Here is a 13918-nt window from a genome sequence, read left to right on the forward strand (position 1 = left end):
TTACCTATTGTTCTGCCCAGTTGCGGCCATACCTGCCGGGCTAGTCACGATGGGGCTTCATTCCATGATTGACCGACGGGTTCACGGACGAACTCGCATTGTCGTCCGTTTCATCATGTTGACGTGCGGCATGGCGTTTAGTGTCATCTGGTCTTTAATGATCTATCGCAGCGACCCCGATGGGAAATATCCATCAGCGCGCGATCGCCAAGTACCAGTCCGGCACTCAACGCCAGCACAATGATGGTGGTTTTAAAAGAGGAGGGATCACCCCTAGGGCACCACATCCTTAAGCCCCGCGCGGGCTTCGCCGGCGTAGGGGGTGTCGGCATAGCGGGTGGTGACTTCGCGTAACAGGGTTTGCCCCTGTTTGGTTTGGCCGGCTGCGATGAGGGCATGGGCCGCTTCCAGGCAGGCGCGGGCGGCTAATTGGGTGTCGTGATCGTAGACCAGCGGGACCCACAAGAAGGCTTGGGCGGCGCGGAGGGGGTGTTGGGTCGCCAGATAGCCGCGACCGAGTAAATAATAGGGGCCGGCGCGGAGCCCCTCGGGCATGCTTTCGATCTGGCCGGCCCAAGTCCGCAAATCGTTATCGGTCACTTGGCCTTGGCGAAGTTTCGTCCGCCAAGATTGGCCGCGGGCCAGACCCATAATTCGGCTGTCGGGGTGCGAACTGAGTTTTCTCAAGACCTGAGCGGCGGAGTCCCCTTGCTGCGGGTCGTTGATTAGGAAACTGGCGCCGAGCAAACGTGCAGCGGCGCGGGGGCTTTCCATCCATTGCCGCGCCCGAATGATGTCGTCGGGCGTCAATTCGCGGGCCGTCCACAATAAAGGCAGATGTTTGTAGTAAAATGTGTCGGGATCGCTTTCGACGATCGTCAAAAACTTGTCTCCGGCAGCGCCGTAATTGCCCAGTTGCGTTAAGCATTGAACCTCAAGGGCCAGGATTTCGCGGCGGACCCAACGCCGCAACTCTTGGTCGAGCGCCAGGTCCAACCAACGGAGTGCTTCGTCCCAACGCTTGGCCTGGAGTGCTTCCAGCCCGGCCTCGTGATTCGGCGAGCGGGTGTATTCGACCTTGGTGATTGTTCCCACATCGAAGGAGCGTTGTTTGCCGCTGGAGGCCATCTCGATTTCGATCGTTTGCCCGTTGTAGTCGACAATGCGGCCTGAAATCCCGATGGAGGCTCCGTTGGGTTGGCGGAAGACGACACGATCTTTCTCTTCACCCCGCGCTGCTGCAGCTACCAGCAAGATAGTGGCGATCATCAGGCCGACTTGTCGGAGTGGGCGGGACGCGCATGCGGTTTGAGTGCGGATATGGAGGGCAGGGCTCAATGGATCACCGTTTGGACAAATTTTTGACGTCGAGATACCGATACGAGCCGCCATTTTTGCGAGCCAAATCGGCCAGGAAACTGGCTTCCAGTTCCGCATCTAGCTGTGGCCCGACGCCGAATTCAATGCAGTGAATCCGCGTGCGGCCATTGTTGAATTTGTTGATGCGGGCCATATCGCGATTGCTGATGCGGTCGCTTTGGTCGGCGTCAGTGAGGAAATAGATGACTTCGGGAGTCAGTCTGAGGGCCATCATCAACGCCGGCACATGATCCGTGCCGCCGGTCGGCCCTCGTTCGTCGACGAAATTATAGGCCAGACGTTTGTTGGTCTCATTGGCCCAATAAATATCATCACTCCGCCCGCGACGATGCCAGGGGTAAACCTCTTGGTTGTAATATATAATTTGGAATTGCTGCGTCGGCTCGAGTAATGAGATGCTGTTTTTGAGTTCTGCCTTGGCGTAGTGGATCGCATTGTGGCTTTGCATGCTGCCGGAGCAATCGATCACAAAGGCAAAGCGGGTCCCTTTGTCTTTGGTTCCGAAAAACTGCGTTTCGCCGCGGCCCGGTGGCAGGCCGCCCGCCGGAGGGGCGGGGCGGGCAGGGCGGATTGGTTCTGCGAGCGGCAGTTCCACATCAGCTATCGCCGGTCCCGGAGCGAAAACGTTATCGACAGGGAGGGGGGTATCGAGCAGGTTATCAACCAGTTCTTCCGGCGGAGTTTCGTCGACTTGTTCTTCGGTGAGCGAATCGTCGGCATTGGATTGCTGGGTATTGTCCGATTCCTGCGGCTGTTCCTCGGGGTTGGCCGCCTCTTTGACAAAAATATCGACCACGCGTCCAGAATCATCCAGCCCCTCGGTGACGCCGGTATTTTGAAAAATCAGGGCGACGCCGACAAAGACAATCATGTGAAAGCCGAGCGACATTAGCCAACTGGGCAGAAAAAACGCCGGGAGCAGCCACTCAGGCCACCGCGAGCGAAATTGATTGTTGGGGCGTTTTTGGGACATAGGAGGCTCACAGACTTGGGCCGCTGGGAGGGGGGCTATCTTAAAATACGGCCGCTATGGGAGAGAGGAGGCGAAAAAATTCGCCTGTCTGTAAGTTTAGGCAAGGGGCTGGAATGGGTCAATATGTTCCTGTGCGGTGCGGGACATGCTGGTTTAGCGGTTATTTGGTTGAAATCGGCTCTGATTCGCGGAACGTTGCGATGCATTTTGGCGTCGAAGCGCACATGGATTGTGTCGGGCAGGAGGGGCGGTTGTTTGTTTTGGCAAAAAGTCGCCGGTCCTACCCGGTAATTCAGCGGCAAGATGCCGATGGGCGACTTTCAGGAGTAATTGATATGCGACGCGTCTTTTTAACGGGTGGAACTGCGGCGGCGCTGGTTTTGTGCATTCACTCCCTCGCATTCGCGCTGGGGGGCAACTATCCGGAGGGGCCGCTTGCCGAGCAGCACACGGATTGGCCGCCGGGGCTGTTCGAGTTGGCGAAATCCGAGGGCCGGGTTAACGGCTATTGGGTCAATTCGAATGATTTTTTCTTCTATCGCGGGGACGCGGAGTCATTGGAGAAATTTTTAGCGGTCTACGGCAAGGTGGGGGATACCCCGCTGATGGTTGTCCTCCACGCGGGGGCCGTGCCGCTCACTGGTTCGCTGGGCAAACCAAAAACAATTCCCTTCGATTGGCAATTGAGCGTGACGCGACGCGGTTGGGGTGCTCCGTTGGATCCGCGTCGCCCCAAAGACGACCCGGGCTATGTGGCAACGATCCATATTTGGCTGAGCGACAAACTTCCGCTGGATCGACTGAAGATTCCCAAACACATTGACGTGTCGTCGGCGGGTGACATTCAAAAATTCATTGAGCGCCACAAATCCCGCGAGTAACGTGAGCGGGATGTCGTTGTGGGCTGATCGGAACGAATGATTTTACGGGAGACAGTTTCCCATGCACTTTCCGTCGCGACCGGATCGACATGATTTATGAATGAGCAGCAGGAATGGGCGATTGCTCAAGGATTGCGTGCCGGTGACCCGGAGGCCTGGCGGACGTTTTACGATACGTTCTGCGAGCGGGTCTGGCGGACAGCTGCGCGGCGGGTCGGGGCGAACTCGGCCGATGTGGCGGATGTCGTGCAGGAAACATTTCTGGCAGCGGCGCGTTCCGCGGGGCAATTTGATCCCGAGCGGGGCCCGCTCTGGGCTTGGCTGACCGGGATTTTGCGGAATCAAGTGGCGCTGCAATTTCGCAAAAAACAGCGACACCAACGGATTCGCGAATTGGGCGTTCCGTCCGGTCAGGATCGACACGAACAGCAACGTGCCGAATTGGCGGCGCTGGTTCGTGAGGCTTTGACCGAACTGAACGATGATTATGGCTCATTATTGACTGCAAAATATCTCGACGAGGAAACCGTCGAGGAGATTGCTGCCTCTGAGCAGACGACCACGACGGCTGTCCGATCAAAACTGGCACGTGCTCGCCGCGCGTTTCGCGACGCTTATGATCAATTGACGACCGATTCTCCTGTGACGAACACGGGTCAAAACCATGACAAGTGAATCCTTTTCCGACCAATCCGATCATGATGAAGAACGCATGATGGAGATGTTCCGCTCACTCGACGGCGGTGCGCTGCCGCCGGATCGACTGTTTCTCGACGAACTGCGGCAGCGGTCGACCGAGGAATTCGTGCGCCATGCCAAGCGCAGTTCCGCAGTTGCACCGGTTGCAAATCCGCCTTCGACTGCTCCCGTGGTGTGGAATGGACGGTGGGTGGTCGTTGCGGTCGCGGCCTTGGTGATTTGTGTGGGGTTCTTTTTCTCGCCACTGACGCAGGAACAACCGGCGTTGGCGTTTGGTGAGGTGTTGGCCAAAGTTGCCGCAGCGGACACGCTGCATCTGCAGTTGACCCGCGATGGAAAAACGGACGAAGTCTGGATTCGTCAGCCGGGGCAAATGCGGTGGCAGGAGGATCCGGCGCGGTATCGCATTGTACAGGGGTCGCGATTGTGGCGAATTGATGAAGAGGAAAACGTGGCGGCAGGTGAAGAATCAACCTATTTCGACGGCGTGGATTCGCACTTTGATGTGTTGCAGCTTTTGCAGATCGATTCGGCGGAGGGGCTGGCTGCGGAATTCGAGCGGCGGCCCAGCGGGCAGACGCGGCGGGATGGCAAGGATTGTTATGTCTATCAATTGCAGTTACCTGGGGAGGCCGGTGCTGCGAATGCAGATGTCAGTATTGAAGCATTGGTTGAAATTAATACCAACGAACTGCGCTGGTTGGAAACCAAAGTCCGACGCGATGGCCGGTTTGTGCCGGCTGGAGAAATCCGTGTGTTGGCGCTGAATCGTCCGATCGAGGATGAGAAATTCGTTGTCGGAACGCAGCTCACCGAGGATGGGCGGATCGGCAAGGTGTCTGACGTGCAGGGGCTGGTGACGATCAAACCGGTGATGAATCGGCGTTGGACACCGGTCGGCGGGCCGATGTTGATCAAGCCGGGGGACTGGCTGCGGACTGACATCCGTGGGCCGAATGCGGCGGAAGTGAAATTGGAAGGGGGCGGTACGATTACGCTCGGTCCGGGGTCGCTGATCGAATTGATCAAACCGGGCGACGTCCGTTTGCTGCAAGGGGAGGCGCAGATTGCTGCTGCGGAAAAACCGGTGACGTTGCGGGGACCGGGGGAACAGGTGATTCCGGTGGCCGAGACACAGTTTTTCCGCATCACGGATGAAAAACTAGCGATGGTCGCAGACAAGCCGCTGTGGCTGACGGGGTTTGAAGGGACGACGACCAACGAGGTCATGGGGTCGCTGATTGCCAACGTCGACGATCGGAACGTTTCGCTAACAATCGGTGCGCATCATGTCAAAATCGAAATTCGCGACCAAATTGCCCGCACGACTATCGAAGAATCTTTTGTGAATCACACCGGCGCGCAGTTGGAAGGGGTGTTTCATTTTCCGTTGCCGGCGGACGCCTCGATCTCCGGGTTTGGTATGTGGATCGGCGATGAACTGGTCGAAGCGGACATTGTTGAGAAACAACGAGCGCGGGAAATCTATGAAACAATCCTCCGCGAAAAACGGGATCCGGGACTGTTGGAATGGACCGGCGGGAATATTTTTAAGGCCCGCGTATTTCCGATTTTACCGTATTCCGAAAAACGGATCAAAATCACGTATACGCAGGTGCTGCCGCTGCGGGGGCATCAGTACCGATACAGTTACGGCCTGCAAAGCGAAATGCTCAAGCAGACGCCGCTTCGTGAACTGTCGATTGACCTGAAAGTGCATTCGGCCATGCCGTTGGCCCAGGTGACCTGCCCGACGCATCCCACGCGGATCGAAGTGGCTGGGAATTCCGGGCATGTGGAATTCGCCGCACAGGATTATCGGCCGACGCGCGATTTTGAGGCGGTGATTGAAGTCGCCGATCAACAAGCTGACGTGGTGATGATTCCCCACCGGCGGGGTGAGGATGGATATTTTCTGATGCAGTTGATGCCACCCGCCGGAGAAGGCCGTTGGCAGCGCGATGTGTTGCCTAATGGCGACCCGTTGGATCTGTTGCTGATCACGGACACGTCCGGATCGATGGATCGTTCGCAGCGTGCGAAACAAACGGAGTTCGTTGCCACGCTTTTGGCATCGCTGTCACCGCAAGACCGGTTCAATCTGATCTGCAGCGACGTACAGTCGCATGCGGTCTTTAAGGAACCGGTCGCGGCCACTGAGGACAACACGGCTGTGGTTCGCCAGTTTATGGATGGCCGTGTTTCGTTGGGATGGACCGATCTGGATGCAGCGTTTTCCCAAGCGATGCAGCGTGTTCAACCGCAGACACACGTGGTGTATCTCGGCGACGGGATCGTGAACACGACGACCGCCGATCCGATCGCGTTTGCCAATCGATTGAAGCGGATGTATGCCGATCAGGGGACATTCCATGCGGTGGCGACTGGGAACAGTTATGAATCCTCGGTGCTGCAAGCGATCGCCTCATTAGGCGGCGGGTCATGGCGAGCGGTCAGTGGCGAAAAGGGGCCGCGGGTGATTGCCACGGAATTACTACAAGAGATTTCTCAACCGGCGCTGCGCGATATTCAGATTCAGTTCCAAGGCCTGCAGGTCGCTGCTGTTTATCCCGAGCAATTGCCGAACGTCCCGGCGGGGCGGCAACAAGTGATTCTTGGTCGGTATCTGCCCGAGGGGCGCGATCAAGTGGGTGAGGTGATTGTGACTGGCAAGCTGAATGGCGAGACGGTTCGTTATCGCAGCCGCGTGACGTTGGCCGATGCGGAGTCGGGCAATTCGTTTATCCCGCGATTGTGGGCGCGAAGCCATTTGGATCATCTGTTGGCGCAGGGAGGTTCGCAGTCGATTCAAGACGAGATCATTGCGATGTCCGAAGAGTTCCACATCATGACACCGTATACGTCGCTCTTGGTGCTGGAAAGCGATGCGGATCGTGAGCGATTCAAGGTCGAGCGGCGTTTTCAGATGCGCGACGGCGAGCGGTTTTTTGCCAAAGGGCTGGAAGACGCGAACTATGAACTCAAGCAAAAACAGATGCTGGCCGCCAAGGAGTGGCAAACGCAACTGCGGGCGGCTGTGCTACAAGAACTCTCGGCGATGGGGCGGACGATTCCGGTGACGAGCCAAAGTGCAGCGGTGTCGACTCCGCGCTCGGGAGGCATGGCAGGTGTCGGGGGGAGACTGAGGGGGAATGGTCAATATGGTTCTTTCTTCGGCTTTAGGAAAGACACTTCCAGGTTTGGCATAGTCGGCAAAAAGAATTGGGGGCTCGGCTTCTCCGACGGCGACGGTATTTTTACCGACCGTTTCTCAGTCCTAGGTGACTTGCGACAGCAGGGCGAGACTTTGGACTTCAAAAAACGAGACTTCCCATCATCGTCCTATGAGTACGGCGGTGGGGAAAGCTCGCTTTCATACACCATCAACGGCGGGTTGGGGTTACCGAGCGCCGGTTGGACGAATCCTCGTATGCTGGATCTGGAGGTGGGGCTACAGTCTGTCGATGAGATAGAGCAAATGCAGCTCTGGGACGGCCCAGTGCTAGGAGAACAGATCGGGCGACGGTCCCGACGCCGTAGCAAATTGGAGGAGGCGAATCAGCCGTTTTTCGGCGGAACGCGATTGTCGTATGAGTTAGAATCAAGGATTGCCTACGGCAATCGTATAAGTAGTATCGGGTTTGCCGGTGTCCCTATCGTGAGTTCCTCCGTTGCGAACGTGCTAAACGACGTAGTGCCGCAGGTGCCGGGAGTGCCACAGCCGAGCAAACTACAACCGTCGCCCGAAAATTGGCCGGCTGCTGCTGTGGAATTGGCGGACAGTCTGCTTCGCACAGAACAATTGGCCGAGCTCAAGACCGGGTTGGAAATCACGCGGACGAGCGAATCTTTCGATCCGCGTTGGAAGAGGACCACGGTGCGGTCGGAACGGTTGGAATTGGTTTCGCCAGCGGCGTGGCTGATGCGCAATGAACAGGTGGGCAGCCAGACGTTCCTTCAATGGTGCGATGAAAAACAGCGGGGAATTCTTTCTGAAGCGTTTTTATTGGGACAGGTCCGCGACTCCGCAGCGGAGGATCTCAAACAACCGCCGCTGGATTTGGCGGACTATTCGCTGCATTCGATTGCCGGTCGATATGCGTCCTACACAGCCACGTTGCTACCTGCAGGCGAAAACCGTGCCACGCTGGTGCTCCAACATCCTGATGACGACGATCGCAAAATCACGTTTTCGATCGATACGCAGCGGCACGTGTTGTTGAAAATCATCCATGAGAACGATGGCGAAGCCAGCGAAACAACGTACGGCGATTTTGTCGAAGTCGGCGGTCGTTGGTGGGCGCAGCAGATTGAATACAGCAATGCGGACGGCGAGCAGACGCGATTGATTCGCCAAACCATCACAGCCTTACAGCCCGAAGTCTTTGACCAGCGGATGCAGACGGCACTGGCGCTGCGGGAGCAAGCGCTCGTGTTCCCGCAGCCGCTGCCGACGGTGCATGCGGCCCGTCGAGCGATTGCCGGTGGTGAGGCTCAGTTCGAGCATTACGTGACCATGTTGTTGTATCACGCGGCCACGCAGCAGTGGGATCGCGTCTGGGAAGTGATGCCCGGCTTGGAGCTGGCAGCGACGGGGAAACCGGGTATGCGTTGGGTGCGCGATCAAGTGCTCCGCATCAGTCGCCGAAATCACGAGTTGCAGCGCCGCATACTCGAGGAAGCGGCAGCAATTGCCAAGCAACCAGTTGCCGATGATCTCTTCCTGGCCGAATTTCTGGCGGGGCAGACATCCGGCATTTTGCAGACAAACGAACAGTTGGAATTGCATGATGTTCTCAAACCGGTGTTCGACCGCCAACCGGACTCTGCGCAAGGGCCCAAGCGTTGGTTACAGCGACAAGCCAATCTGCTGGAGAATAGCGGCCGGGTGCGCGAAGCTTTGGTGGGGTATCAAAAGTTGGCGGCAACGTATCCGCAGGACATGCACCTGCAAACACAATACGCCTATAAGCTGGCGCAGCGTGGTCAATATGCGGCTGCTTATGACTGGCTCGACAAGGTGCTCGCGTCGCAACCGCTGTGGAACGAATACGAACTTACCTCGTTGTGGGAGACTTACGCGGGGTTCCTGAGCGCGCAGTCGCGGTATCCGAATCTGGTGGCCTACTTAGCTGAGTGGATCGCCGAGAATCCGACCCACCACAACGCGTATGGCCATTACCTCCACGCTCTGATTTGGAACAACCAACTGGAGTCGGCCGAACAGTTGATGACCGATTGGTTTGCGTTGGCGAAACAGTCGCAACCGCTCAGCGCTCCACAGATGTCACAATTAACCGCCGCCGTGCGACTGGCGATCGGGCGCGGCTATCGTTTACGGACGGATCGGCTGCTGGAGGAATGGGAACAACCGCTGGTCAACGTGGTGCGGCAAAGTTTCCAGCGCGAACAATTTCGGGATCTGGCTAATGACATCATGGGCAGTTCAGCGTTCCAGCGCAGCGCAGCTAGCCGGGTGATTCGCACAGAACTCGCGGAACGACTTCCTGGATTGTTGGAAACGCTCAAACCTCGCGATATTCGCAACTATACCAACTGGCTGTCGGTCAATGACCCGGTGATCGAACAGGCAACATGGAATAAGATTGCCGAGATATTACGGAAGCGTTGGGATGCGGAGGAGAACGAGAATTCGCGACGTCTGTTGGGAGACCTTTTGCGGCAGATTTATTCACAGCATTTCGCCGTCCAGCCGCAACTGGAGTTTTTGCGGGCTCGATTGGCGCGGTCCAGCGACCGTTATCATGATCAGCTGGTGTCCGCGCTGTTTCATTTACTGTTAGGGCAGCCTTGGTCGGCCGAGTCTGAAGACGAGTTGTGGTCGCTCGTTCCCAATACGGCTGAGCATCAGGACGCGTCGCAACGGTTGTCGCTTCAAGTCCACCGGTTGCGGAACTTGATTGATGGCTTAACGCAAACGCGATTCGACGCCGAGTGGCGAAACGTTGAGCATCCCGAGAAATTGAAACGTGATGAGTATCGCGACCAACGTGAACAGGCGATGCAGCAGGCTCGCACGGCTGTCGCGGATCGTTTGGCGGTCGAAATGGACAAGCAACAACCGCCACTGCGGGATTGGTACCAAGCGGAATTGGTGTATGCCAACGTTGTGCTCGATCGCAATCTGGATCAAGCCGCCGCGCAATGCTGGCAGGTGCTGGGCGAAACGCCTCCTGTGGAAACCGAAGCGACGCGGTTGGCTGGAACAGCGGCGCTACGGGAACGGGCGTTGGCGACGTTGATGAATCTTGCTGCCCGCAAAACCGCAACAGCAGCGGAACTTGCGCGGTTACTGGCTTACATTGATGCGGGCATTGCTGCTGGCGGAGAGTCGGCAGAAAAATGGCGGCACCAAAAATATCTGATGTTAGTCGCCTTGGACCGCGCCGACGAACTTGTGGCCGCATTGCGGGGCTGGATCGGGCAAAGTGAATTTGCCAACCAATGGCGAGTTGTCCTGGCCCGGTTGCTGGCCGAGCGAGGCGAGATTGAAGCAGCGGTGAAGTTATTCGAGACTGTCGAACAGGACGAAGAGTTGGCACCCGCTGATTATCGGGGGCTGGCCGAGTGGTATATGGCGCTCGACCGCCGTGAGGATTACGAACGGGCGCTGCAGGAAGTTTATGCCGCGAGTGGAGAACATGAACTGCAAAATTGGTTGAGGAATCAACGCCGGCAGCAAAGCAATAATGAACTGACCACGGAACTGGATCCGCAGGTTCTCTATGCATTGCGATCCTTGCTCGCCCGGGCGACACATCCGCAGAATCACCTCTCGCTGGTGCGGGAATTCTATCAACTCAACCATGACTTCCGCTTGTTGGAAAGCCTGGCGGGCGCGGTTGTGGGGCAGACACCGGAGCGGATCTATCCGTTCCTGCAAGGCATGTCGTCGGTGTTGGCGGAGATTCGCGACGAAGCGACCGCCGATGAGCTATTGGCCAACATAGCGACGGTTCGCAAGCAGGCAAAATCCGCAACCGATCAGCGGGCCTTGGATCTGCTTGAGGTGCTCGTCGAACGGCGAGCGGCGGAATTGCAAAACCAACCGGGCCCCCATGCCGCTGCTGCAATCGCGGCACTGAAGCGAGCTTTCAATCGTCCTTGGGAAGCGGGAGAGCAGCGACTGATGGCGGAGTTCTTAAATTCGCTCGGCCAGATTTCGCAAACCGATTTAGCGCAGGAGCAAGTGCGTGAATTGCATGAACTCTACGAACATGCAACGCCCGGTAGCGAAGCGCGGTTGTACATCGGCCACCGCTTGGCGATAGCCTCGGCACGGTACGGCAAACTTGATAGGGCGGTTCGCTGGTTGCAGGTCGTGCTGAATGAATACGAACTGGGTAACAAGGGCTTCGTGTTGCAGGATGTCCAAGGACCGATTTATTCGTGTTTGGATTATCTGGAAAGCCAACAGCACTTCGCTGCTGCGGAGGAACTTGTTGTCCATTGGATCAAACTCCTGGGTGACCAGACGCTTGAAGTCCGGTTGAACTCTGTCTATTTGAGTGCGTTGCAACAAGGCGGAGAGGTGTCGTTGGGGAGCGGCGCGGAGTTGTATCGCAATTTGCAGCAACGGTTGAAGCAGCAGTTGTCCGTTGCAGCCGACGCGCAGCGCTATGGATTGGTCTCGCTGTTATGTGACGTTTATCGAGCGGCCTACGATCAGCAGATTGCTACGATCAAGGAAGATCTCCAAGGCTTTGCGACGGGAGTCGTTCCTGATTTGCTCAAACATCAACAATCACATTACGAAGGGATCATTCGCCGTGTTAATGAAACGTTGGATCATGTTGCCGGTCCGGAGAAGGCGCTTGAGTTTCTGGTGACGAGCATGGAAGCGGAACCGGCTCGCTATCGTTATAGCCGCAACGACAGTTGGAACCACTTTGCGGGACGTATCAATGAACTGCGCAGGCGTATCGCAAACCTCGGCGCGATCAAGCTCCCGTTATTGGTCATTGTCACGCGTGAATTGCGTCGCGATCTGCTGTCGCAGCGATCGCGCAACCAAGCAATTTATCACAGTGGTTATCGGGAGTTTTGGCAGCAACAAACGGCTGCGTTTGCGGCGGTGGCCGAAGAGGTTCTCGCTGCTCATCGTGATTCGCCGGCCGTGATTACGTATGTCGCGAACTATTTCTACAACGGTTTGCAGCAATACGACCGAGCAATTCAGATTTATTTCCAAGCGAACGATCGTGGACTGTTGGATGACGGTGGCCAATATGCGCTGGTGATCGCACTGCAGGGGCGGCAGCGGTATGGCGAGTCGATCCCCGTATTGCGCGACCTCGTCGAGCGCGATGCGGGCAATCTCGAATATCGCGAGCGGCTGATGGAAGCGTACCACTACGCCGAGCGGCCTGAGGATCTGGTTGCCTTTGTCGATGAAACTGACGACTATCTCCACGAAGGCGACCGTTGGAACGAAGCTGCCATGGCGGCACTCGCGCGGGGTTGTTTGGTGGGGGATTTGAATGAACGGGCGATCGGTTATTTCAACGAAGCCATCGCCCTGCATCAGCGGACGCACCCGAATCGAGGAGTCGGCGACGGGGTTCTCTCGATTTACTATCAGGAAGTCTCCACAGCGCATGCCGAACTCGGGCAAACAGACAAATCGGTCGAGGCGGCTTGCGGCGCGATTGTTAGTTGGGGAATGCGACAGAACGAACGGCAGCAGGCCATCGACTCGTTGGTTAGCGTGCTCAGGGGAATTCCTGACCGCGATGCCTATGTCGCGAGGCTCGATGCCGAAACGGAAAAGACCGGCCAAGACCGGCCGATGGTTCGCCGCGCATTAGGGCAAGCCTATTTGCAACTCGGGCAGCCGCAGGCAGCAGCGACGCAATTGGAGTTGGCAGTCGAATTGCAACCGGCCGATATGCAGGCACAAACGCTACTGCTGGAGTCTTATGAAAAACTGCAGGATCAGCCGAAGATCATCGCGCAACTACTGCGGATGACTGAATTGCAGCCGCGTGAGATTGACCTTTATCGCCGACTCGGCGCACAGCTCGCAGACGATCCCGCCCAGCAGGAGCGGGCCTATACGTCGATCGTTGAAGAGACGCCCAGTGAAAGCGAAGGGCATGTGATGCTGGCGGAAATTCGTCAATCGCAGAACAACTGGGAGGCGGCTAGCAAACATTGGGAGGCGGCCGCCGAGATTCGCAAATTGGAACCGACCGGCTTGTTGGGCTTGGCCAAAGCACAGGTCCATCAACGACAATGGCCGGCCGCGGAGAAGACATTGGAAAAACTTCGCAATACGAAATGGCCCCAGCGATTTGACAAGGTGAAAGCCCAGACGCGAGAATTGCAGCGGCAGGTGGATCAGCACAACGAATAGTTTTGGTCGAAGATCGATCAAATCGTGTTACTCAACACTCAATTTCCATCTCCGTCGATACCAAACAGGATTGTTCCAACAGCGCCTCTGCCTCGCGCGGCCGGCGGATTTCGATGCGTTGCAAATGGGCGTATTGTTCGTCGTTAAATAGCTTGCGATATTCACGACGTCGGCGACGATAATTCTTGGTCATCCACCACAGAATCGAATCGCGGGAACAAAATGCCATGCGGGCGGTTTCGGAATTGTTCCCGTACAGTGTTTCGTGGCGAGAGATGCGGCGCAACGTGCGTTTTAACAAGCGGCCGAAAGTTACGGGATACGAATAGTTCAGCCAGACGACGGTTGTGGCGCGCGCCAGATAGATATCCCGCAGGCGCCCTTGGCTGTAGTTACCGTCAATGACCCATGCCTCGTCGGCGACAGCGGCGGTTACCGAATTACGGAATTCTTCGATGGGCTTGGGTTGCCAGTTGGGCAGCCAAAACAGTGCGTCCATCTCGATGTGCGGAACGTCCAGCCTCGCCGCCAATTTTCGTGCAAAGGTGGTTTTCCCAGAACCGCAAGAGCCGATGATCGATATTCGTTGCACGTGGAAACCTCGGGCGC

At 56.9% G+C, this 13918-nt stretch carries 6 protein-coding genes; 3 read left to right on the forward strand and 3 right to left on the reverse strand.

Translation table 11 applies throughout. The features are described 5' to 3' along the window. Positions 1-273: 273 nt before the first annotated feature. A complete protein-coding gene (locus Mal52_RS03995) occupies positions 274-1269 on the reverse strand; it encodes a tetratricopeptide repeat protein (RefSeq protein ID WP_145374431.1) in 996 nt (331 codons plus the stop codon). Positions 1270-1342: 73 nt separating this feature from the next. Beyond that, a complete protein-coding gene (locus Mal52_RS04000) occupies positions 1343-2353 on the reverse strand; it encodes a vWA domain-containing protein (protein WP_145374432.1) in 1011 nt (336 codons plus the stop codon). A gap of 200 nt (positions 2354-2553) precedes the next feature. Between Mal52_RS04000 and Mal52_RS04005 the strand changes: the two genes are divergently transcribed. The 3 genes from Mal52_RS04005 to Mal52_RS04015 all read left to right on the forward strand — a co-directional run bounded on the left by Mal52_RS04005 (position 2554) and on the right by Mal52_RS04015 (position 13309). After that, a complete protein-coding gene (locus Mal52_RS04005) occupies positions 2554-3234 on the forward strand; it encodes a hypothetical protein (RefSeq protein ID WP_145374433.1) in 681 nt (226 codons plus the stop codon). Between the two features lie 96 nt (positions 3235-3330). After that, positions 3331-3909, forward strand: coding sequence for an RNA polymerase sigma factor (locus tag Mal52_RS04010; RefSeq protein WP_145374434.1), 579 nt, complete (start codon positions 3331-3333; stop codon positions 3907-3909). Further along, positions 3899-13309 carry a VIT domain-containing protein gene (locus Mal52_RS04015; RefSeq protein WP_197534646.1) on the forward strand — a complete coding sequence of 3137 codons (9411 nt, stop codon included), beginning with the start codon at positions 3899-3901 and terminating at the stop codon, positions 13307-13309. The genes Mal52_RS04010 and Mal52_RS04015 overlap by 11 nt, the downstream gene beginning before the upstream one ends. 31 nt (positions 13310-13340) lie before the next feature. On the opposite strand, the gene Mal52_RS04020 is transcribed toward Mal52_RS04015, so the two are convergent. Further along, positions 13341-13901, reverse strand: coding sequence for a P-loop NTPase family protein (locus tag Mal52_RS04020; RefSeq protein ID WP_197534647.1), 561 nt, complete (start codon positions 13899-13901; stop codon positions 13341-13343). Between the last annotated feature and the right edge of the window lie 17 nt (positions 13902-13918).

It is taken from the genome of Symmachiella dynata (assembly GCF_007747995.1).
GTDB classification, from domain to species: domain Bacteria; phylum Planctomycetota; class Planctomycetia; order Planctomycetales; family Planctomycetaceae; genus Symmachiella; species Symmachiella dynata.

Excerpts from the sequence above, each read along its gene's own strand:
- Mal52_RS04010 (WP_145374434.1), top strand. The coding sequence starts at position 3,331 with ATGAATGAGCAGCAGGAATGGGCGATTGCTCAAGGATTGCGTGCCGGT.
- Mal52_RS04000 (WP_145374432.1), bottom strand. The coding sequence starts at position 2,353 with ATGTCCCAAAAACGCCCCAACAATCAATTTCGCTCGCGGTGGCCTGAG.
- Mal52_RS04005 (WP_145374433.1), top strand. The coding sequence starts at position 2,554 with ATGCATTTTGGCGTCGAAGCGCACATGGATTGTGTCGGGCAGGAGGGG.
- Mal52_RS04015 (WP_197534646.1), top strand. The coding sequence starts at position 3,899 with ATGACAAGTGAATCCTTTTCCGACCAATCCGATCATGATGAAGAACGC.
- Mal52_RS03995 (WP_145374431.1), bottom strand. The coding sequence starts at position 1,269 with ATGATCGCCACTATCTTGCTGGTAGCTGCAGCAGCGCGGGGTGAAGAG.